Raw genomic sequence first — 19,192 nt, 5'->3', positions numbered from 1 at the left:
GTAGCCCCATCGGGGGGTCAGCCGCTATGCCCTTCCCGGTACTCGAGGGCCCGAACAGACTGGCGACGCCGGCATGCATTGATTCCCCACTCGATCCTGGAAGGGACAGACGATGTCGAACATCGATCCCGCTTCACCTCCGTTCGGAGACGGCGCCGCGAACTTCGGCGCGACCGAGACCCCCATCGACAGCGGGGCGCACGTCGCCTCCACGGACACCTCCTCCGGCTCCTCCTCGGGCGGCACGGCCGACTCCGCGAAGGAGAAGGCGAGCGCCGCCGCGGGCACCGCCAAGGACCAGGCCGGCGCCGTCGCCGGCGACGCCAAGCAGGCCGCGAGCGAAGTGCTCTCGACCGGCAAGGACGAGGCCGCCAACGTGGTCCAGGAGGCCAAGGTCCAGGTCAAGGACCTCTACGACCAGAGCCGCACCCAGCTCACCGAGCAGGCCCACGCCCAGAAGGAGAACGCCGCCAAGGGCGCCCGCGCCTTCAGTGACGACCTGACCGCGCTGGCCAACGGCGAGGGCGGCAGCGACAACGCCGCCGCGAAGCTCGTCTCCCAGGCGGCCACCCGCGTGCAGGGTGTGGCCTCGTGGCTCGAGAACCGCGACCCGTCCGAGCTCCTCGACGACGTCCGCGCGTTCGCCCGCCGCCGCCCGGGCGCCTTCATCCTCATCGCCGCGGCGACGGGACTCGTCGGCGGGCGCCTCATCCGAGCCCTGACCGCCGAGGCGAAGGACGAGAAGGAGGCGACGAGCACCCGCACCGACGGGCCCGAGTTCGACGCCCCCGCCTCGACCACCGCGTACTCCGACGCCTCCGCGTACGACGCGCCCGTCGCGTCCGCCTACGGCACCGTCGGCTCGAGCTCCCTCGAGCGCGACTACGCGCCGACCGAGCCCGTCGCCGACCCGCTCGACGGCGGCTTCCCGAACGGCGGCCGGCTGTGACCGACCCGACGGGCGTCCACCGCTCGACGGAGACGCCCGACCAGCGGGCCGGGTCGACGTCGCTGGGCGATCTGCTCGGCGAGGTCTCGCGCGACCTCTCCACGCTGATCCGCCAGGAGATGGCCCTCGCGAAGGCCGAGCTCAAGGAGTCCGCCGGCAAGGCGGGCAAGGGAGCGGGCCTCCTCGGCGGGGCGGGCTACGCCGCGCTGATGGCCGTGCTCTTCCTCTCGATCGCCCTCTGGTGGGGCCTGGGCACTCTGATCGGCAACGGCTGGTCCGGAGTGGTCGTGGCCGTCATCTGGGCGATCGTGGCCGCGATCCTCTACGCGGTGGGCCGCAAGAGCCTGAAGCAGGTCGACGGCGCTCCCGAGACGGTCGACTCCCTCAAGAAGATTCCCGACACCCTCAAGCCGAACGGGGCAGGACGATGACGTACGACGCAGGACAGAACAAGACACCCGAGGAGATCCGGGCGGACATCGAGCGCACGCGCATCGAGCTGGGCGGGGACGTCGACGCGCTGGCCGAGAAGGTCAGCCCGTCCGCCATCGCGCAGCGTCAGACCGACAAGGTCAAGTCGGCCGTGGGCTCCGTCCGCGACCGCGTGATGGGCTCGGCGCACGACGCCTCCGACTCGCTCTCGAGCGGTGCGGGCTCGGCGAAGGCCAAGGCCGAGGGCAACCCGTTCGCCGTGGGGCTCATCGCCCTCGGCGCCGGACTCCTCGTCGCCTCGCTCATCCCCGCCTCCAGCAAGGAGAAGGAGGCGGCGAGCCGCGTCAAGGAGCAGGCCCAGCCGGTCGTCGACAAGGTGACCGACGCGGCCAAGGAGGCGGCGAGCGAGCTCCGCGAGCCCGCACAGCAGGCGTTCGCCTCCGTCAAGGAGACCGCGACCGACGCCGCGCAGAACGTCAAGGAGGCGGGCACCTCCGCCACCGACGACGTGAAGGACTCGGCCCGCGAGGCCAAGCACGCCGTCCAGGAGGACGTGCAGCACTGATCCGTCGGCGCTGACAGGGCGGTGGGCCTCCGGGCCCGCCGCCCTTCGTCGTGCCGCCGGGAATACACCGCCGCCCGCGCTCCTTGCCCTCCGTATGCGATCGATCGTCTACTCCCGCACCGGTGACTCCTCCGTCCTCTCCCTCGTCGACCGGGAGGAGCGGGCTCCGGGCTCCGGCGAGGTCCGCGTCCGCGTCCTGGCGTCGGGCGTGAATCCGACCGACTGGAAGGCACGCGCAGACGGCGACCTCGCGTTCGACGAGGTCGTGCCGAACCAGGACGGCGCCGGTGTCGTCGAGGCGCTCGGCGAGGGCGTCGAGGGCCTGGCCGTCGGCGACCGGGTCTGGATGTACCTCTCCGCGCACCGCCGCCCCACCGGCACCGCGCAGGAGTCGGCGGTGCTCGCCGCCGAGCACGTCGTGCGCCTGCCCGAGGGCGTCGGCACCGACGTCGCCGCGAGCCTCGGCGTCCCCGCGATGACCGCCCACCGCGCCCTCACCGTGCACGAGCACGGCCCCTCACGCCTCGCCCCCGGCGCCCTCGCCGGCCGCACCGTCCTGGTCCAGGGCGGCGCCGGAGCCGTCGGGCACGCCGCGATCCAGCTCGCGGTCTGGGCCGGGGCGACCGTCATCGCGACGGTGAGCAGCGACTCCAAGGAGCGGCTCGCCCGTGCGGCCGGTGCGCAGCACGTGCTGCAGTACCCGGACGACGCCCTCGCCGACCGGATCCGCGAGCTCGCCCCCGAGGGCGTCCAGCACGTGGTCGAGGTCGCACCGGCTCAGAACGCCGCGCTCGACGTCGAGGTGCTCGCCAACCACGGCAGCATCGGGTACTACGCGAACAACAACGGCGACGAGTTCACCGTGCCGATCGTCGCGAGCTTCGCGAAGAACGCCCGCTGGCAGGGCCTGCTGCTCTACACCGTGGGCGAGGAGGCACTGCAGGCCGCGGCCGAGGACATCACCGCGGCGCTCGTCGACGGCGCGCTCCCGGTGGGCGAGGAGGCGGGCCTCCCGCTGACCTGGTTCCCGCTCGAGGAGACCGCGGCCGCCCACGACGCGGTCGAGCAGGGCGCGACGGGCAAGGTGCTCATCCGCGTCGCCGACTGACCGGGAGGGCTCGCCTCCGATCGACGACCGGCCGGATCATCCCCGGAGCGGGGGCGAGCCCGGGACGGTCGAGCGGTCGGCCAGGCCGGCCACGAGCTCGGCGAGCGCCTCCTCGGCCGTGCGGGTCGGCGCCCAGCCGAGCTCGGCGCGGGCGCGCTCGGTCGACATCACCGGGACGTTGCCCGCGATGTCGAGCCAGCCCGCGTCGGTGCGCTGCAGGCGCAGGTGCCAGGTCGCGGTGACGACGGAGCGGAGCAGCCCGAACGGCACCGTGACCAGGCGGGCGCCGAAGGCGTGCGCCAGCCGCTCCGGAGTGAGGACCGGCTCGGCCGCGATGTTGAAGGCCCCGCCGGCGCGCCGGTCGAGCGCGCGCCAGAAGGCGTCGGCCACGTCGTCGGCGTGCACGCCCTGGAAGACGATGCTCCGCGGCAGCGGCAGGACCGGGATCCGGACCGCCTTCAGCCACCGCGTCGGGTAGTGGGGACCGGCGAAGAGCCCGGCGATCTCCGTCGCCGCTCCGCGCTGGAAGACGAGCCCCGGGCGCAGGCGTGTGACGACGATCTCGGGGTGCCGCTCCTCGAAGGCGTCGAGCTGCCGCTCGTTCGCGGCCTTGTGGCGGCTGTAGGTCGAGGTGTGCAGGCCGCCCGTGGGCCAGTCCTCGGTCACCCGGATCGACTTCGGCGCGGCGCTGTAGGCGCCCACGGACGAGGCGACGGCGACCTGGCCGACTCCCGCGGCGGCGACCGCCTCGAGCACGGCCGCAGTGCCTCCGACGTCGACCAGCCGCTGGAACGGCTCGTCGTGGCTGGGCTGCAGCGCCCAGGCGAGGTGCACGACGGCGTCGACGCCGGCGAAGGCCTCGCGGAGCCGCCGCGGGGCGACGCTCGACGCGAGGTCGATCTCGACCCAGCGCACGTCGCGGTACTCCTCCGAGCGGAGCCGAGGGGCCCGGCGGGCGATGCCCACGATCTCCTCTACCCCGGCCTCGCCGTGCAGGCGCCGCAGCAGCGCCGTCCCCAGGTTGCCGGTCGCCCCGACGATCGCGATCCGCATGGCGTCATCCCTCCGGGAGCGGCGCACGCCGACCGCCTCCTCCGAGGCTAGGCAGGGGCGCCGCCGGGGAGGAGCCGCTTGACAGCGGGGACGACGGGACGCTCGGCGGGGACCGCCGGCGGCCGGCGGGGTGGACGCTCCTCCCCAGGGCGGACGCGGCCTAGACCACGGCGGGAGCGGGCGCATCCCCCCGCGCGGCCGGCCGCCGATCCCTAGCCTGGGACGATGCTGCCGACACCGCCCCGCCGCGTCCTCCCCGTGCGACACGAGGTCGAGGGCGTCACGCTGCGGACGGTCGACACCGGTCCGGCCGGAGCGGGCGCGGTGTTCGTCCTGATCCACGGGATCGGGATGTCGCACCACACCTTCTCGCCGCTCGCCGCCCGCCTGAAGCGGCACGGCCGGGTGATCGGCGTCGACCTCGCCGGCTTCGGCGCGAACGCGCGCCCGCGGCGGAGGGTCGGCCTCGAGGACCACGCGCGGCAGGTCGAGCAGGTCCTCCGCGGACTGGGCGTCTCGCGCGCGGTCGTCGTCGGGCACTCGATGGGGTCGCAGGTGGCGGTCGAGCTGGGGCTGCGCGCGCCCGGCCTCGTCGACGGCGCGGTGCTCATCGGGCCGGTGGTGGATCCGCAGCGGCCCGGAGCGGTCCGCCAGGGGCTCGCGCTGCTGCGGGACTGCCTCGGCGAGCCGGTGGGCGTCGACGCGATCCTGCTGGCCGACTACCTGCGCGGCGGCCTGCGCTGGTACCTGCGCCAGCTGCCCGAGATGCTGCGGCATCCGGTCCAGGAGCGCGTCGCCCGGCTGGAGGTGCCGGTCCTCGTCGCCCGCGGCCGCGACGATCCGATCGCCACCCGTGACTGGTGCGAGCGGCTCACGGCCCACGCGCGCGAGGGGCGGCTCGTCGAGTTCGCCGGCTCGCGCCACGTCGTCCCCCGCACCGAGCCCGGAGCGCTCGCCCGCGAGATCCTCCGCTTCGCCGCCGCGCTCGGCGAGAGGCCCGCCGCCCCGCTCCCCCTCCGGTCGGAGCCGGCCGCATGAGCCGGCTCCGGCGCCTGGTCCGCGACGCCGTCTGGTGGATCCGCGACTACGCCTACGCCGTCGCCTGGCAGGTGCGCGGCGTCCTCTCGCGCCGTGCCCCGGACGACTACCTCGACGGCGACCGGCGGCCCGTCGTGGTCCTGCCGGGGATCTGGGAGACCTGGTCCTTCCTCCGCCCGATCATCGATCCGCTGCACGAGCGCGGGCACCCTCTCCACGTGCTGACGAGCCTCGGCCGCAACGGCCGCCCGGTCGCCCGGACGGCCGAGGACGTGGCCGCCTACCTCGCCGAGCACGGGCTCCGCGACGTGGTGATCGTCGCCCACAGCAAGGGCGGACTGATCGGCAAGTACGTGATGACCGAGCTCGACCCGGACGGCCGGGTCGACCGGATGGTCGCCGTGGCGACTCCGTTCGGCGGCTCCCGCTACGCGCCCTACCTGGTCCTCCGGAGCCTGCGCGCCTTCTCGCCGCGCGACGCCACGACCCTGCTGCTGTCGAGCCGCTCCGGAGCGAACGCGCGGATCACGTCCGTGTTCGGCCTCTTCGATCCGCACATCCCCGAGGGCAGCATGCTCGAGGGCGCGGTCAACGTCCGGATCGAGACCGGCGGGCACTTCCGCATCCTGAGCGACCCCGAGACGCTCACCGCGGTCGTCACGGCGGTCTCTGCGGAGGAGCGCGCCGACGGAGAGGCGCCCTGACGGCGGCGGAACCCCTCCGTAGCAACCCGCGTCGCCGCGGCGGAACCCCCTGGCGCCTCCGTCCCGCGAGGCGGAGCGTGGAGCCATGCCCGCCTCCTCCACCGGCCCGACCGCGCTCCTCCTCGTCCGTCACGGCGAGAGCCTCGCCAACATCGCGGCGAGCGCCGCCGAGGCCTCGGGGGCGCACGAGATCGCCGTCGACCGCCGCGACCCCGACGTCGAGCTCTCCCCCGCCGGCGAGGAGCAGGCGCGCGCGCTCGGCCGCTGGCTATCCGAGGAGGCGCGGCCCGCCTCCGCCTGGACGTCGCCCTACCGCCGCGCCTCCGCGACCGCCCGCCTCGCCCTCGGCGAGGCCGGCATCGACCTGCGGCTGCGCCCCGACGAGCGCCTGCGCGACCGCGACCTCGGCGTCACCGACCGCCTCACCTCCGCCGGCGTGCGGGCCCGGATGCCCGAGGAGGCGGCGCGGCGCGAGTGGCTCGGCAAGTTCTACTACCGGCCGCCGGGAGGCGAGGCCTGGACGGACCTCGCGCTCCGCGTCCGCGCCTTCGTCGACCACCTCGCCGTCGCCGCGCCTCCCGGGCCGGCGATCCTCTTCTGCCACGACGCGGTCGTCCTCGTCCTCCGCTACGTCCTCGAGGGCCTCTCCGAGCACGAGCTGCTCGACATCGGCGCTTCGACGCCCGTCGCCAACGGCTCCGTCACCCGTCTCGTCCGCGACGGCGACGCGTGGCGCCTCGAGCTCTTCAACCGCACGTCCCACCTCGAGCGCTCCGGCGCCCCCGTCACCCGGCACGACGACCGCGCAGCCGGAGAAGGAGACCCTCATGAGTGACCTCGTCTCCCGCGCCCTGCTCGAGCAGCGCTGGCCCCTCCCGGAGCCCGGAGGCTCGAAGCACTCCCGCGGCGACGTGGTCGTCGTCGGCGGCGCCCGCAAGACGCCCGGCGCCGCGATCCTCGCGGGGATCGCCGCGCTGCGGACCGGCGCGGGGCGCATCACGCTCTGTGTCGCCGAGTCGGTCGCGTCGGCCACCGCGGTCGCGCTGCCGGAGTGCGGAGTGGTCCCGCTCGCGGAGACGCGCACCGGCTCCGTCTCGGGCCGCGGGCTCGACGTCCTGGCCCGCGAGCTCTCCTCCGCCGACGTCGCCCTGATCGGACCCGGCCTGGACGACCCGCGCGCGACCGCCGCGACCCTCCGTGCCCTCGCTCCGCTCCTCGACGACGTGCCGGCCGTGCACCTCGACGCCTTCCCGCTCGGGGTCCTGCCCGGGCAGCGCCGTCTCGCGTGGAGGCTCGCGGGCCGGCTCCTGCTGACCGCGAACTCGGAGGAGGCGTCCCGCCTCCTCGGCGAGGAGGTCGACGACGTCGAGCGGGCCGCCCTCGCTGTCGCCGAGCGCTACGGCGCGGTGGTGAGCCTGTTCAACACGATCGCCTCGCCCGACGGCGACGCGGTGCGGATCGAGGGCGAGCACCCCGGGCTGGCCACCGCGGGCAGCGGCGACGTGCTCGCCGGAGCGACGGCGGGCCTGCGCGGGCGCGGCGTCGATCCGATGGGCGCGGCCGCGTGGGGCGCGTTCCTGCACACGGAGGCTGACACGCGCCTCTCCGCACGGATCGGCCCGGCCGGGTACCTCGCGAGCGAGATCCCCGGGGGAGTTCCCGCGCGTGCTGGCGGGCTGAGCGGGGCGGGTGCGCTGAGGACGGCAGTCGTTCCGAGGCGGGCCGGCGGTGCGAGCGCCCCGGACCGAGCCGGCGGCGTGAGCGGCGGCGATCACCGTGACCGCGGCGTCGACCTCAGTGCGCGACGTCGGCGACCGAGAACGCCACTCCCGGCGTGATCAGGATCGAGGTCTCGCGGGGCTCGCCCTCGCCCTGGTTCACCGTGATCCAGCGCGACGCGGAGCCGTCCAGGGCGCGGTCGATGCTCTCGCGCACCTCCGCGGCCGACGTCTCGCTCAGGCTGAACGGCGCTCCGCCGTAGATGATCTCGACGCGCTTCACAGCATGCTCTCCTCGCTCTGACGGGCGGTCCCGTGGGGCTCCTCGCTGATCCGCAGCCCGTGCGCCGTGTGCGAGTCGGCGAGCAGCTGTCGGATCCAGTCCGGGTTGATGTTCGGGGCACGGCCGCCGTGGTACTTGAAGCGCAACGGGATGGCGGGGTGCAGCCAGATCGAGGTGCGTCCGTCGCCGACCGCCTGCGAGTCCTTCCACGAGAAGTAGAAGGACTCGTTGCGCGCGAGCTTCGAGCCGATCACGATCTGCAGGTGCGCCAGCAGACGGTCGTCGAAGTCGGCCTCGAGGGTCGAGTCGTAGATCAGTCGCCCCATCAGGCGGTTCTCCGTTCGGGAAGTCGCCCGTCCGCGAAGGATCGGGCGGAGTCGTGAGTGTCGATCCTACCGGCGCCCCGGATGCTCACCAGGAGTCGTCCTCGCCGTGGAAGTGCGGGATCTCGGTGTCGACGGCGGAGAGGGGCCCGGCGCCGCCGTCCTCCTCGGCCACGGGGTGCGAGACGCCCAGGCGGGCCGTCTCGCGGGTGAAGCGCTCGACGAGCTCCTCGTCGAGGAGCTCCTCGGCTCCGTCGTCCTCGGACTCCGAGAACAGCTGGCTCGCCGGTCCGATCAGCAGCGCCGCCCGTCCGGGCCGGCCGGACTCCTGGCGGATCGGGATGTCGACCGTGATCGACCCCTTGGTGAGCGCCAGCGCCTCCGCGTAGGCCAGCAGCGACCGCGCGATGGCGGTACCCGTCAGCACGGAGCTGCCGGCGTAGTGGATGCGTTCCATGCCTTCTTCCTACTCCTCGGGCGGCCGCCCGGTCAGCGGTTGCGCGGTCGAGGGAGGGAGCGCTAGCGCCGCGTCGATCCGGCGGTCGAGCGCGTCGCGGACGGCCGGCCACTCGGCCGCGAGGATCGAGTGGACGGCCGTGTCGCGCCACGAGCCGTCGGCCCGCCGCTGGTCGTGGCGGAGCACCCCCTCGAACACGGCGCCGAGGCGGAGGATCGCGGCCCGCGAGCGCGCGTTCACCGCATCCGCCTGGAGCTTCACCCGCTCGTAGCCGCTGTCGAAGGCGAGCCCGAGCACCAGCCGCTTCGCCTCCGGGTTCACGACGGTGCCCCACGTCTCGGGCGCGTAGGCCGTCCAGCCGAGGTGGGCCGCCTCGCGCGTCTCGTCGAAGTCGGCCAGCGAGGTCGTGCCGACGACGCGCCCCTCCTGCAGCACAGCGAACGGCAGGCCCGTGCCCCAGGGGTAGTAGCGGTCGACGAAGGCGCGGAACTCCTCCGGGGTGCCGGGGAAACCGGCGGGTCCTCCTCCGTAGCCGCTAGCGAACACCTCCGGACGCCCGATCGCCCGCCCGAGCGGCTCGACGTGCTCGGCGGCGAGCGGCTCGAGGACGATCGAGCGGCCGACGAGCGTGACGGGACCGGGGCGGCGGGGACTGCTCATGCGATCAGTGTGGGGCACCGTGCCAGCATGGCTCCATGAGCACCGCCGCGCTGTTCGAGTCCGCCGCCGCCGCCCTCATCGGCCTGCTCGCGCAGGTGCGGGAGGACCAGTGGGAGCAGCCGGGGCTCGGTGTCTGGGACGTCCGCGGCCTCGCGGGCCATGCGTCGCGAGCGGTGCTGACGGTCGAGGCGTACCTCCTCGCTCCGGAGCCGCCCGAGCCGACCATCGAGGACGCGCTCGGCTACTACGCCGCGCTTGCCGGGAACGTCGCCGACCCCGCGGCGGTGGCGCGACGCGGGGTCGAGGCGGGGCTGCTGCTCGGCGACAGGCCGGCTCAGGCGCTGGCGGAGGCGGCGGGCCGCGCGGTCGAGCTGGTCGCCGCCCAGCGTCCCGGCCGCCTCGTCGCCGTGGGCGGCCACGCGATCGAGCTGGACGAGTACCTCCGGACCCGGCTGCTCGAGCTGGTCGTGCACACGCTCGACCTCTCGCGCGCCACCGGGATCCCGCACGTGCTGCCCGCCGAGGCCGTCGAGGCGTGCATCGCGCTGACCGGTGGGCTGGCCGCTCGAGCCGGACGCGGCGAGGAGCTCCTGCTCGCGCTGAGCGGGCGGGAGCCCCTCGCCGCGGGGTTCTCGGTGGTGTGAGGGCGCCGATCCTCAGGCCGCGGGTTCGGCGTGGTGCCGGCTCTCAGGCCACGGCGAGAGCGGCGACCGGCGACACCTTCGTGGCGCGGCGGGCGGGCAGCACGGCCGAGACGACCGTGATCACGACACCGACCACGAGCACGGCCACCAGGATCGGCACCGGGACGGTCGGCGGGATCAGTCCGATGCCCGGCAGCGAGCCGAACACCGAGATCGCGCCGCACCAGCCGTACACGATCCCGAGCACGATGCCGAGCACCGCGGCAGCGATGATCATCTGCGCCGCCTCGAGCACCACCATCGACCGCACCTGCGAGCCGGTGAAGCCGAGCGCGCGGAGCAGGCCCAGCTCGCGCCGGCGCTGCAGCACGCTGAGCGACAGCGTGTTGACCATGCCGACGGCGGCCAGAACGACCGAGAAGCCGAGCAGGACGCTCATCACCGCGGTGCTCACCTGGATGAACTGCTCGAACGCCGCGATCACCTCGGGATTCGTCTCACCCGAGCGCTCCATGATCGTGCCGAAGGTGGCGGCGGCGACCGCGAACATCGTGACCAGCGACACTCCGATGACCAGTCCGATGACGGCGCGGGCGCTGCGCGCCGGATTGCGGACGGCGTTGGCGGACGCCAGGCGGGCGACGGGGCCCCGGCCGAAGGCGCGGCCCACGAGGGCCGTGAGCGGAGGGAGCAGGACGGGCGCCCCGAGGATCACGCCGGTGAAGGACGCCATGCCTCCGACCAGCCCGAGCAGGACGCCGCCGGGGTTGGCCAGCCCGAACACCACGCCGCCGGCGAGCAGCAGCGCGCCGACCACGACGAAGACGATCGCCGTGACGTTGCGGGCGGTGCGGCCGCGCAGCTCCTCGTAGCGGGGCTCGGCGGACGATCCGGCGGCCTGCGACGGCGCGACCGCGAGCACGCGGCGCGATCCGGACCACGAGGCGATGACCGTCGAGGCGACCACGGCGATCAGCGGCAGCACGAGGCCGGGCGAGACGAGCGGGTAGTCGAAGCGGGGCAGGGTGCCGCTCCGGATGGCGAGCTCCGCGGCGAGCGCCACGAGAGCGACGCCGGCGACCAGGCCGATCGCCGCTCCGAGGAGCCCCTGCAGGAGGCCCGTGCGGACGATCCCGCTGCGCAGCGACCGGCCGGAGGCGCCGAGCAGGCGCAGCAGGGCGATCTCGCGGGTGCGCCCGGCGATGACGGTCGAGACCGCGTTGGCCGTGACGATCCCGCCCACGAACACCGCGATGCCGAAGAAGACGACGCCGACCATCCCGAGCATGAGGGCGACCTGGCCGATGCCGTCGATCCCCGCTGCCGCGAAGGCCGCGACCATGTCGGCGATGACCTGCACCAGCACGGCGCCGAACGCCGCGGCGAGTGCGGCGACGGTGACGATGGCGCCCCCGCCCTGGCTCGAGCCCGTGCGCACGCCGCTCACGCCGCGCCCTCCATCGTGAGCATCGCGCGCGAGATCTCCTCGGCGCTCATCCCGCGGCGGTCGTCGACGACGGCCCCGTCGCGGAGGAAGACGATGCGGTCGGCATAGGCCGCCGCGATCGGGTCGTGGGTGACCATGGCGATCGACTGGCCGTACTCGCGGGTGGAGGCCCGGAGCAGGCTGAGGACCTCGCGGCCGGTGCGCGAGTCCAGGTTGCCGGTGGGCTCGTCGGCGAAGATCAGCTGCGGCCGGGTGGCGAGGGCGCGGGCGATCGCCACGCGCTGCTGCTGCCCGCCCGAGAGCTCATGGGGCCGGTGCGTGAGGCGCTCGCGGAGCCCGAGGGACTCGATCAGCCGGGCGATCCACTGCTCCTCGTCGCCGGTCACGGAGCGGCCGTCGAGCTCGAACGGGAGGCGGATGTTTCCGCGCACGTCGAGCGTGGGGACGAGGTTGAAGGCCTGGAAGACGAAGCCGACGCTGCGGCGGCGGAGCACGGTCAGCTCGGCGTCGCTCATCGAGGTGATCTCGGCGTCCCCGAGGAACACGCGGCCGGAGGAGGCGGTGTCGAGGCCGGCGAGGACGTGCATGAGCGTCGACTTGCCGGATCCGCTGGGGCCCATCACCGCGGTGAACTCGCCCCGCTCGATCGAGAGCGTGACGTCGTCGAGGGCGACGACGGGCGGCGTGCTGCCGTAGAGCTTGCGCACGCCCTCGACGCGCGCCACGACGGAGGAGGTCTGGTTCTGCATGTCCTCGACGCTACGGAGGCACCCGTGTCGCCGGCGTCGTCCGCAGTGGCTCGCGGCGTCATCCCTCCGGCGGACCCGCGATGGTCCTGCGGGGTCAGCGGGGCCGGAGCCCCGCCCGGCGGAGGGCGAGGGCCGCCAGCGCGGCGGTGACGGCGGGGTCGCCGGTCCGCCAGCCCGCGGCGGCGTCCGGGTGCGCGGCGAGGATGTCGCGGGGGGACGCCTGGGTGAGCGCGCGCAGGGCCAGCAGCTCGGTTCCGCCGCCGGTCGAGCCGAGGGCGCGCAGCTCGGCGGTCCGGCGGGCGAAGCGGAGCCGGGGCCGGAGCCAGAGCACGGCCAGGAGCAGGAGCGGGAGGCCCCCGACGGCGAGCCCGGCGACCACGGCCAGGGCGCTCGCGAGCTGCTGCTGGTCGCGTCCGGCGGCGGCCAGCACGGAGCCGGCCCCGCTCGCCTCGTCGAACGGCGCGCGCACGGCGTCGCCGAGCAGGGGGATGCCGCCGAGGGTGGTCCCGGCGTCGCTCATGGTCGAGCCGAAGCCGCTGCCGGCGCTCTCGAGCCGCCGGCCGATCTCGGCCAGGCCGGCGATCAGCGAGCCGACCGCGATCCCCGCGGCGATCGCCACGACGGCCACGCCGAGAGCGAGGGCGTCGGCCAGGATCTGCCGCGCGCGGACGGCCGGGAGGTCGGCGTAGATCTGCATGCGCCGATTATCCGGCGCGCTCGGCGGCGGTCGTGTCCACACCGGAAGAAGGATTCGTCGAGAGGGCCCGGGATCCGCGTCACTCCGCGAGGTCACCGATGTTCTTCCTCCGCTGTGAACACGACGGCCGCCTCCGAGAGGGCTGCCCGGCCCGGCTCCTCGCCGCTTCTAGTCGAGCAGGTCGTGCAGCACGACGACCTGCTCGCGCTCCGGCCCGACGCCGATCGCCGAGAACCGGGCACCGCTCATCGCCTCGAGCGCGCGCACGTAGTCCTGCGCGGTCTGCGGCAGGTCCGAGAACTCGCGGCAGCCGGAGATGTCCTCCTGCCAGCCGGGGAACTCCTCGTAGATCGGCTTCGCATGGTGGAAGTCGCTCTGCGAGACCGGGACCTCGTCGTGGCGCACGCCGTCGACGTCGTAGGCGACGCAGACGGGGATGGTCTCGAGGCCCGAGAGCACGTCGAGCTTGGTGAGGACGAAGTCGGTGACCCCGTTGATCCGCGCCGAGTAGCGGGCGATCGGGGCGTCGTACCAGCCGCAGCGGCGCGGGCGGCCGGTCGTGGTGCCGAACTCGAAGCCCTGCCGGCGGAGGTACTCGCCCCACTCGTCGAAGAGCTCGGTCGGGAACGGGCCGGCGCCGACGCGGGTCGTGTACGCCTTGATGACCGCGATGACGCGGTCGATGCGGTTCGGTGCGACTCCGGAGCCGGTGGCCGCTCCTCCCGAGGTCGCGTTGGAGGAGGTGACGAACGGGTAGGTGCCGTGGTCGACGTCGAGCATCGTGGCCTGGCCGGCCTCGAACAGCACCGTCCTGCCGGCGTCGAGCGCCTGCGAGAGGATCAGCGACGTGTCGGCGACCATCGGGCGCAGGCGCTCGGTGTACTGCAGCAGGTCCTCCAGCACCTGCTCGACCAGGATCGCGCGGCGGTTGTAGACCTTCACCAGCAGGTGGTTCTTCTGGTCGAGGGCGCCCTCGACCTTCTGGCGGAGGATGTTCTCGTCGAAGAGGTCCTGGATGCGGATGCCGACGCGGTTGATCTTGTCGGCGTACGCCGGGCCGATGCCGCGGCCGGTGGTGCCGATCTGGCGCTTGCCGAGGAAGCGCTCCGTCACCTTGTCGAGGGTGCGGTGGTAGCTGGTGATGACGTGTGCGTTGGCGCTGACGAGCAGCTTCGACACGTCGACCCCGCGCGCGCTCAGCGCCTCGAGCTCGTGGAACAGCACCTCGATGTCGACGACGACGCCGTTCGCGATGACCGGGACGACGCCCGGGGTGAGGATGCCGGAGGGGAGCAGGTGCAGGGCGTACTTCTCGTCGCCCACCACGACCGTGTGCCCGGCGTTGTTGCCACCGTTGAACTTCACGACGTAGTCGACGCGGCTGCCGAGGAGGTCGGTGGCGCGTCCCTTGCCCTCGTCGCCCCACTGGGCGCCGGTGATGACGATTGCTGGCATGGCGTGTCCTTCTCGACGGGAGGGGCGGGGGTGGGCGGGTGCGGCGCGGCAGTCGTGCCGCCTCCGCGCGACCAGCCGCTCGATTCTAGCGGAGGGGCCGGAGGACGGCTCCAGCGTGCGGGGGCGGCACCGCGGACTCCCCCGGCTCCGGGCCGGCACCGCGGATCCATCGCCGAGCAATGCTCTCGATCCCGTCATGCGCAGTTCACACGCGGCGCATAGATTCGAGGACGTTCACACTCCACTCATCACGCGAACAGGACCACGATGCGCAGACTCCGCGCCGCAAGCCTCCTCGCCGTCGTCGCACTCGGAGCCGCCACCGCCGCTCCGATCGCCTCGGCCGCCCCGCTCGACGACGGCGTCGAGCTCACCCTGGTGTCGACGACCGACACGCACGGGCACGTCTACGACTGGGACTACTTCGCGAACGCGCCGTACCCGGCCGACGGTGCGCTCGGCCTCACCCGCGTCGCGACCGAGGTCGACCGCCTCCGCGCCGAGAAGGGCGAGGAGTCCGTGCTCGTCATGGACAACGGCGACGCGATCCAGGGCACGCCGCTCACCTACTACTACGGCCTCGGCGACGGCGCCGCGGGCGTCCTCTCCGGCGAGACGACGCACCCGATGGCCACCGCGTTCAACACCATCGGCTACGACGCGCAGGTCGTCGGCAACCACGAGTACAACTACGGGCTCGACATGCTCAGCGCGTACGAGGGCGACCTGAACGCCCCGCTGCTGGGCGCGAACGTCGTCGACGTCGCCACCGGCAAGCCGTACCACGACCCCTACACGCTGATCGAGCGCGAGATCGACGGGAAGACGGTCACCGTCGGCGTCCTCGGCCTCGTCACCCCCGGCGTCCGCGTCTGGGACAAGCAGTACGTCGACGGCGTCCTCGAGTTCCAGGACATGGTCGCCGCCGCGAAGCAGTGGGTCCCGATCGTGCAGGAGCAGGCGGACGTGGTCGTCGTCCTCGCGCACACCGGCCAGGGCACGGTGCCCGACGCCGAGTACGACGCCGCCGATCTCAACGAGGACGTCGTCAACAACATCGCGACGCAGGTCCCCGGCATCGACGTGGTCGTCGCCGGCCACAGCCACAAGGACCTGCCGCAGACGCTGTTCACCAACGTCGCCGGCGAGCAGGTGCTGGTCACCCAGCCCGAGTTCTGGGCGCAGGGCCTCACCGAGGTCACGCTGAACCTGGTGCCGGACGCCGCGGGCGGCCTCGAGGTCGACTGGTCGGCCGGGAACGCGCCCGTCACGCAGCCCGTCTACGCGAAGGACATCGCCGAGGAGTCGCCCGCACTGGTCGACGCCCTCGCGGAGCAGCACGCCGCCACGATCGAGTACGTGAACACCCCCGTCGCCGACTCGGTCGAGGAGCTCTCGGCCGCGACCTCGCGCTACGAGGACACCCCGATCATCGACTTCATCAACACCGTCCAGGCCGAGACCGTCGAGACGGCTCTCGAGGGCACCGAGTGGGCCGACCTGCCGGTGATCTCGCAGGCGTCGCCGTTCTCGCGCACCGCCGTCTTCCCGAAGGGGCAGGTCAGCATCCGCGACATCGCGGGCCTGTACATCTACGAGAACACCCTCCGCGGAGTGGAGCTGACCGGAGCCGAGGTGCGCGACTACCTCGAGTTCTCGGCCCGCTACTTCGTGCAGACCGCCGAGGGCGCCGTGTTCGACCCCGAGACCGGCACCAACGCGACGACCGAGGACCGAGCCGACGGCATCCCGGACTACAACTACGACGCGATCTCGGGCCTGGACTACGTGATCGACGTGTCCCAGCCCGCCGGCTCGCGGATCCGCGGTCTCGCCCACGCCGACGGCACACCCGTCGCCGACGACGAGCGCTTCGTGATGGCGGTCAACAACTACCGCCAGAGCGGCGGAGGCGCCTACCCGGCCGTCGCGCAGGCACCGCTCGTCTACGACGAGCGCCTCGAGATCCGCCAGCTCCTCATCGACTGGTCGACCGCCCGCGGTGTGATCGACCAGGCCGACTTCTACGACCCCAACTGGTCGCTGACGACGGAGCCCGCCGCCGAGGTCCCGGTCACCCCGGCGCCGACCGAGCCCGGCACCCCGACGGAGCAGCCCACCACCGCTCCGTCGCCGCACCCCACCACCACGGCGGCCCCCGTCGCGGGAGGCTCCGGCCCGGGCTCGCTCGCGAACACCGGCGCCGACGCGGCCGGCCTGATCGGCGGAGCCCTCGTGCTGCTGCTGTCGGGTCTCGCGCTGGTCGTCGCGCGACGCCGCCTCGCGGCCTAGCCGAGCAGGGCACGGGCGGCGGTCGGCGGGGTCTCCCGCCGGCCGCCGTTCGCCGTTCCGGAGGATCGCGGGACGATCGGGCCGCGGACCGGCGGCTCAGTCCCCGCGGCGTCGCGACCGGCGGGCCCGCCAGGCTGAGAACGCCCCGGTCGACCAGAGCGCCCAGACCACCAGCAGGGGCTGGAAGACGAGCCGCACCGCGCGCGCCGCGTCCGTCTCGAGGCCGAACGCCGGCGTCCGCGTCACCAGCTGCGAGATGTTCCCAGGGAAGACCGCGACGAAGAACGCGGCCACCACGACTCCCACGATCACGCGCCACCGCACGAGCACGACGAGCGCCAGCCCGAGCGCGATCTCGACGACGCCCGACGCGACGACCACCAGGTCCGGGTCGGCCGGCAGCCACGGCGGGACCTGCGCCTGGAAGGCCTGACGCGCGACCGTCAGGTGCGCCGTGCCGGCCGTGACGAGCAGCAGGCCCAGGAGGATGCGGGCGAGAGTGCGCGGGAGGGAGCGGCGTCCTCCGTCGGGCGCTGTGGCGGCGGTCATGCCCCCAGTCTGCGCTCGGAGCCCGCTCGCGCCGACCGCGAGCGCGTTCCGGCGGCGCCCCGTATCCTCGTTACCGCCCCGTCCGCAGACCGTGAAACGAGTTCCATGAGCACCCTGCCCCGCCTGATGGCCTTCGACCTCGACGACACCCTCGCCGCCTCGAAGTCCCCCGTCGACCCGGCGATGGCCGACCTCTTCGTGAAGCTGCTCCAGGCCACCGAGGTGTGCATCATCTCGGGCGGCCAGATCGGCCAGTTCCGGATGCAGGTGCTCGACCGCCTCGAGGGCGCCGACCCCGAGGTGCTCGCGAAGCTGCACCTCATGCCCACCTGCGGCACGCAGTACTACCGGTACGAGAACGGCGACTGGGCGCAGATCTACGCCGAGAACCTCACCGAGGACGAGAAGTCGCGCGCGCTCGCCGCCGTCGAGGAGAAGGCGAAGGAGCTCGGCTACTGGGAGTCCGAGACCTGGGGCCCGATCCTCGAGGACCGCGACTCGCAGATCACCTTCTCGGCCCTCGGCCAGTCCGCGCCCGTCGAGGTCAAGCAGGCCTGGGACCCGGACGGCGAGAAGAAGAACACCCTCCGTGAGGCCGTGCAGGCCGTGCTCCCCGACCTCGAGGTCCGCTCCGGCGGCTCGACGTCGGTCGACATCACCCGCAAGGGCATCGACAAGGCGTACGGGATGAACAAGCTCACCGAGCTCACGGGCATCCCCCTCGACGACATGATCTTCGTCGGCGACCGCCTCGACCCGGACGGCAACGACTACCCCGTCAAGGCGATGGGCGTCGAGTGCTTCGCCGTCGAGGGCTGGCACGACACCGCCGCGTACCTCCGCTCCTACGGCCTGTAGCCGCTCCGCGCGCGAGACGTTCCGGGATCCCCTGCTGCGGCGGGGGATTCCGTGCATCCAGGGGTCGTCGCAGGCCTCGGGCGCTGGACGTCGAGGGCGGTGCGCGTCCAGCTGCCGTCAGGCGTCGGCGCCCCCTCGCGGGTCCTGTGCACCCGCGCGTCCAGGCGCTGCGCAGGCGGGCACCGTCAGGCGTCCGGCCCTCCGTCGGGCCGCGGGCACAGCGCGTCCGGGCTCGGCCGGTTCGGGGGTCTGCGCGTCCGGGCCCTGCGCGTCCCGGCCGCTGTCAGACGTCCTCGTTCAACGATCCGGACGCCGTGCCGTCGAGGGCGAGGCGGAGCCGTTTCGGCAGGTTCGCGACCACGATCGCGTGCGACTCCTCGATGAGCTCGAGCACCAGCTCGGGCTCGACGATCCCGCCGGCGTCGACGGTGACCCAGTGCTTCTTGTTCAGGTGGTAGCCGGGCTCGATCCCGTCGACCCCCGCGACCAGGTGCACCACGTTCTCGGGCAGCGCCTTCACGCTCACGACCGGCCGCCCGAACCGCTCCGACTCGAGCGCGAAGACCTTCCCCGCGACCTTCCACACCCGGATCCCCTCCCCGAACGGGAACCCCGCCTCCGCTCCCGGAAGCCCTTCGAGAAGCCGCTCCACCGCCCCGCCGTCCATCCCCCCATCCTGCCGCAGCCCTCTCGCGCCGCCTAGATCACCCGCCACCCGAGGCCGGCCTCGCGCCGAACGCACGTCCCACGTCCAGGGCCCGAAGCGGCTCGCGCCGAAGGCACGGCCCGACCCTCCAGCACCCGCACCACGCTCGTGCCGCGACCACGGCCCCCCGCGCTCCCCGCTGGCCTGGGCACTGCTCGCCGACAGCGTCTGGGGCATCGACGCGGCCCTCCCCTCCTACGCCTACGCCCGCGTCGGCTACCACCGCGGCCTCGATCTCCTCCGCGGAGCCGGCTGGCGCGGCCAGGGCCCCATCCCCTGGCGCCACGGACCCAACCGCGGATTCCTGCTCTCCCTCTACGCCCTCCGCCGCGCCGCCGACTCCATCGGCGAGACCGAGGAGGTCACCCGCCTCACCCAGTTCCTCCAGCAGGCCGACCCGATCGCCATCGAGGAGATCGAGCGGTACCACGAGGACGCGTTACCCCCTACCGCCGCCATCATCATCCTCGGCAACGACTAGGCGCCGCCCGGGTGCGGTTCTGGC

The 19,192-nt window shown here is 73.7% G+C and carries 23 protein-coding genes; 12 read left to right on the top strand and 11 right to left on the bottom strand.

Annotated features, from left to right (window positions below; genetic code table 11):
• The first annotated feature begins 112 nt into the window (after positions 1-112).
• From C5D04_RS06255 to C5D04_RS06240, 4 genes are all read left to right on the top strand, one after another.
• Positions 113-949: a hypothetical protein gene (locus tag C5D04_RS06255; RefSeq protein ID WP_104225698.1), complete on the top strand. Its 837-nt coding sequence runs from the start codon at positions 113-115 to the stop codon at positions 947-949.
• Positions 946-1,380, top strand: a complete 435-nt coding sequence (locus C5D04_RS06250) for a phage holin family protein (protein WP_104222767.1) — start codon at positions 946-948, stop codon at positions 1,378-1,380. Before C5D04_RS06255 ends, C5D04_RS06250 begins: the two co-directional genes overlap by 4 nt.
• A complete protein-coding gene (locus C5D04_RS06245; protein ID WP_104347411.1) occupies positions 1,377-1,946 on the top strand; it encodes a DUF3618 domain-containing protein in 570 nt (189 codons plus the stop codon). Before C5D04_RS06250 ends, C5D04_RS06245 begins: the two co-directional genes overlap by 4 nt.
• 94 nt (positions 1,947-2,040) lie before the next feature.
• On the top strand, positions 2,041-3,054 hold the full coding sequence (locus C5D04_RS06240) for an NADPH:quinone reductase (RefSeq protein ID WP_104309575.1): 1,014 nt from the start codon (positions 2,041-2,043) through the stop codon (positions 3,052-3,054).
• A 36-nt stretch (positions 3,055-3,090) separates the two neighbouring features.
• On the opposite strand, the gene C5D04_RS06235 is transcribed toward C5D04_RS06240, so the two are convergent.
• Entirely contained in the window at positions 3,091-4,107 is a 1,017-nt protein-coding gene (locus C5D04_RS06235) for an NAD-dependent epimerase/dehydratase family protein (protein WP_104222770.1), read from the bottom strand.
• Positions 4,108-4,332: 225 nt separating this feature from the next.
• Between C5D04_RS06235 and C5D04_RS06230 the strand changes: the two genes are divergently transcribed.
• The 4 genes from C5D04_RS06230 (at position 4,333) to C5D04_RS06215 (ending at position 7,687) form a co-directional block, all read left to right on the top strand.
• Entirely contained in the window at positions 4,333-5,145 is an 813-nt protein-coding gene (locus tag C5D04_RS06230; protein ID WP_104288360.1) for an alpha/beta fold hydrolase, read from the top strand.
• Positions 5,142-5,849 carry a triacylglycerol lipase gene (locus C5D04_RS06225; protein ID WP_104239324.1) on the top strand — a complete coding sequence of 236 codons (708 nt, stop codon included), beginning with the start codon at positions 5,142-5,144 and terminating at the stop codon, positions 5,847-5,849. The genes C5D04_RS06230 and C5D04_RS06225 overlap by 4 nt, the downstream gene beginning before the upstream one ends.
• Positions 5,850-5,934: 85 nt before the next feature.
• Positions 5,935-6,684 carry a histidine phosphatase family protein gene (locus C5D04_RS06220; protein ID WP_104347410.1) on the top strand — a complete coding sequence of 250 codons (750 nt, stop codon included), beginning with the start codon at positions 5,935-5,937 and terminating at the stop codon, positions 6,682-6,684.
• Positions 6,677-7,687 (top strand): NAD(P)H-hydrate dehydratase, encoded by a 1,011-nt coding sequence (locus C5D04_RS06215; protein WP_104347409.1) that lies wholly within the window; start codon positions 6,677-6,679, stop codon positions 7,685-7,687. Before C5D04_RS06220 ends, C5D04_RS06215 begins: the two co-directional genes overlap by 8 nt.
• On the opposite strand, the gene C5D04_RS06210 is transcribed toward C5D04_RS06215, so the two are convergent.
• The 4 genes from C5D04_RS06210 to C5D04_RS06195 form a co-directional block, all read right to left on the bottom strand.
• On the bottom strand, positions 7,644-7,850 hold the full coding sequence (locus C5D04_RS06210; protein WP_104222775.1) for a hypothetical protein: 207 nt from the start codon (positions 7,848-7,850) through the stop codon (positions 7,644-7,646). The genes C5D04_RS06215 and C5D04_RS06210 overlap by 44 nt on opposite strands.
• Positions 7,847-8,176: an ATP-dependent DNA ligase gene (locus C5D04_RS06205; protein WP_104222776.1), complete on the bottom strand. Its 330-nt coding sequence runs from the start codon at positions 8,174-8,176 to the stop codon at positions 7,847-7,849. Before C5D04_RS06205 ends, C5D04_RS06210 begins: the two co-directional genes overlap by 4 nt.
• A gap of 85 nt (positions 8,177-8,261) precedes the next feature.
• On the bottom strand, positions 8,262-8,630 hold the full coding sequence (locus C5D04_RS06200) for a hypothetical protein (RefSeq protein WP_104222777.1): 369 nt from the start codon (positions 8,628-8,630) through the stop codon (positions 8,262-8,264).
• A gap of 9 nt (positions 8,631-8,639) precedes the next feature.
• On the bottom strand, positions 8,640-9,290 hold the full coding sequence (locus tag C5D04_RS06195) for a GNAT family N-acetyltransferase (protein WP_104347408.1): 651 nt from the start codon (positions 9,288-9,290) through the stop codon (positions 8,640-8,642).
• A 35-nt stretch (positions 9,291-9,325) separates the two neighbouring features.
• On the opposite strand from C5D04_RS06195, the gene C5D04_RS06190 reads away from it, so the two are divergent.
• Positions 9,326-9,934: a maleylpyruvate isomerase N-terminal domain-containing protein gene (locus C5D04_RS06190; protein WP_104347407.1), complete on the top strand. Its 609-nt coding sequence runs from the start codon at positions 9,326-9,328 to the stop codon at positions 9,932-9,934.
• Positions 9,935-9,977: 43 nt separating this feature from the next.
• Here C5D04_RS06190 and C5D04_RS06185 read toward each other — a convergent pair whose 3' ends face one another.
• The 4 genes from C5D04_RS06185 to C5D04_RS06170 form a co-directional block, all read right to left on the bottom strand.
• Positions 9,978-11,381: an FtsX-like permease family protein gene (locus tag C5D04_RS06185; protein WP_104347406.1), complete on the bottom strand. Its 1,404-nt coding sequence runs from the start codon at positions 11,379-11,381 to the stop codon at positions 9,978-9,980.
• A complete protein-coding gene (locus tag C5D04_RS06180) occupies positions 11,378-12,130 on the bottom strand; it encodes an ABC transporter ATP-binding protein (RefSeq protein WP_104222781.1) in 753 nt (250 codons plus the stop codon). The genes C5D04_RS06185 and C5D04_RS06180 overlap by 4 nt, the downstream gene beginning before the upstream one ends.
• A gap of 94 nt (positions 12,131-12,224) precedes the next feature.
• The gene (locus C5D04_RS06175; RefSeq protein ID WP_104234281.1) at positions 12,225-12,827 is read right to left on the bottom strand and encodes a hypothetical protein; all 603 of its coding nucleotides are present in this window, start codon (positions 12,825-12,827) and stop codon (positions 12,225-12,227) included.
• Between the two features lie 168 nt (positions 12,828-12,995).
• The gene (locus tag C5D04_RS06170; protein ID WP_104234282.1) at positions 12,996-14,282 is read right to left on the bottom strand and encodes an adenylosuccinate synthase; all 1,287 of its coding nucleotides are present in this window, start codon (positions 14,280-14,282) and stop codon (positions 12,996-12,998) included.
• A gap of 267 nt (positions 14,283-14,549) precedes the next feature.
• On the opposite strand from C5D04_RS06170, the gene C5D04_RS06165 reads away from it, so the two are divergent.
• The gene (locus C5D04_RS06165; RefSeq protein ID WP_104347405.1) at positions 14,550-16,574 is read left to right on the top strand and encodes a bifunctional UDP-sugar hydrolase/5'-nucleotidase; all 2,025 of its coding nucleotides are present in this window, start codon (positions 14,550-14,552) and stop codon (positions 16,572-16,574) included.
• A gap of 96 nt (positions 16,575-16,670) precedes the next feature.
• Here the strand turns inward: C5D04_RS06165 and C5D04_RS06160 are convergent, their stop codons facing one another.
• Positions 16,671-17,123: a DoxX family membrane protein gene (locus C5D04_RS06160; RefSeq protein ID WP_104347404.1), complete on the bottom strand. Its 453-nt coding sequence runs from the start codon at positions 17,121-17,123 to the stop codon at positions 16,671-16,673.
• 105 nt (positions 17,124-17,228) lie between these two features.
• Here C5D04_RS06160 and C5D04_RS06155 point away from each other — a divergent pair, with 105 nt between their 5' ends.
• Positions 17,229-17,981 carry an HAD-IIB family hydrolase gene (locus tag C5D04_RS06155; protein WP_104222786.1) on the top strand — a complete coding sequence of 251 codons (753 nt, stop codon included), beginning with the start codon at positions 17,229-17,231 and terminating at the stop codon, positions 17,979-17,981.
• Between the two features lie 283 nt (positions 17,982-18,264).
• On the opposite strand, the gene C5D04_RS06150 is transcribed toward C5D04_RS06155, so the two are convergent.
• On the bottom strand, positions 18,265-18,648 hold the full coding sequence (locus C5D04_RS06150) for an MmcQ/YjbR family DNA-binding protein (RefSeq protein WP_104347403.1): 384 nt from the start codon (positions 18,646-18,648) through the stop codon (positions 18,265-18,267).
• Between C5D04_RS06150 and C5D04_RS06145 the strand changes: the two genes are divergently transcribed.
• Positions 18,647-19,168 (top strand): DUF3151 domain-containing protein, encoded by a 522-nt coding sequence (locus C5D04_RS06145; protein WP_104347433.1) that lies wholly within the window; start codon positions 18,647-18,649, stop codon positions 19,166-19,168. The genes C5D04_RS06150 and C5D04_RS06145 overlap by 2 nt on opposite strands.
• Positions 19,169-19,192: the final 24 nt, after the last annotated feature.

The sequence above is a fragment of the Rathayibacter sp. AY1D2 genome, assembly GCF_002932695.1.
Lineage (GTDB): Bacteria > Actinomycetota > Actinomycetes > Actinomycetales > Microbacteriaceae > Rathayibacter.
Note: the sequence above shows the minus strand (reverse complement) of the source record. Positions and strands in the feature narration are given on the sequence as shown.

Bases quoted from the DNA above. Each gene is read 5' to 3' on its own strand.
- C5D04_RS06240 (WP_104309575.1), top strand. From the start codon at position 2,041: ATGCGATCGATCGTCTACTCCCGCACCGGTGACTCCTCCGTCCTCTCC.
- C5D04_RS06150 (WP_104347403.1), bottom strand. From the start codon at position 18,648: ATGGACGGCGGGGCGGTGGAGCGGCTTCTCGAAGGGCTTCCGGGAGCG.
- C5D04_RS06170 (WP_104234282.1), bottom strand. From the start codon at position 14,282: ATGCCAGCAATCGTCATCACCGGCGCCCAGTGGGGCGACGAGGGCAAG.
- C5D04_RS06175 (WP_104234281.1), bottom strand. From the start codon at position 12,827: ATGCAGATCTACGCCGACCTCCCGGCCGTCCGCGCGCGGCAGATCCTG.
- C5D04_RS06245 (WP_104347411.1), top strand. From the start codon at position 1,377: ATGACGTACGACGCAGGACAGAACAAGACACCCGAGGAGATCCGGGCG.
- C5D04_RS06255 (WP_104225698.1), top strand. From the start codon at position 113: ATGTCGAACATCGATCCCGCTTCACCTCCGTTCGGAGACGGCGCCGCG.
- C5D04_RS06165 (WP_104347405.1), top strand. From the start codon at position 14,550: ATGCGCAGACTCCGCGCCGCAAGCCTCCTCGCCGTCGTCGCACTCGGA.
- C5D04_RS06190 (WP_104347407.1), top strand. From the start codon at position 9,326: ATGAGCACCGCCGCGCTGTTCGAGTCCGCCGCCGCCGCCCTCATCGGC.
- C5D04_RS06205 (WP_104222776.1), bottom strand. From the start codon at position 8,176: ATGGGGCGACTGATCTACGACTCGACCCTCGAGGCCGACTTCGACGAC.
- C5D04_RS06160 (WP_104347404.1), bottom strand. From the start codon at position 17,123: ATGACCGCCGCCACAGCGCCCGACGGAGGACGCCGCTCCCTCCCGCGC.
- C5D04_RS06230 (WP_104288360.1), top strand. From the start codon at position 4,333: ATGCTGCCGACACCGCCCCGCCGCGTCCTCCCCGTGCGACACGAGGTC.
- C5D04_RS06200 (WP_104222777.1), bottom strand. From the start codon at position 8,630: ATGGAACGCATCCACTACGCCGGCAGCTCCGTGCTGACGGGTACCGCC.
- C5D04_RS06225 (WP_104239324.1), top strand. From the start codon at position 5,142: ATGAGCCGGCTCCGGCGCCTGGTCCGCGACGCCGTCTGGTGGATCCGC.
- C5D04_RS06195 (WP_104347408.1), bottom strand. From the start codon at position 9,290: ATGAGCAGTCCCCGCCGCCCCGGTCCCGTCACGCTCGTCGGCCGCTCG.
- C5D04_RS06235 (WP_104222770.1), bottom strand. From the start codon at position 4,107: ATGCGGATCGCGATCGTCGGGGCGACCGGCAACCTGGGGACGGCGCTG.
- C5D04_RS06220 (WP_104347410.1), top strand. From the start codon at position 5,935: ATGCCCGCCTCCTCCACCGGCCCGACCGCGCTCCTCCTCGTCCGTCAC.
- C5D04_RS06155 (WP_104222786.1), top strand. From the start codon at position 17,229: ATGAGCACCCTGCCCCGCCTGATGGCCTTCGACCTCGACGACACCCTC.
- C5D04_RS06180 (WP_104222781.1), bottom strand. From the start codon at position 12,130: ATGCAGAACCAGACCTCCTCCGTCGTGGCGCGCGTCGAGGGCGTGCGC.
- C5D04_RS06215 (WP_104347409.1), top strand. From the start codon at position 6,677: ATGAGTGACCTCGTCTCCCGCGCCCTGCTCGAGCAGCGCTGGCCCCTC.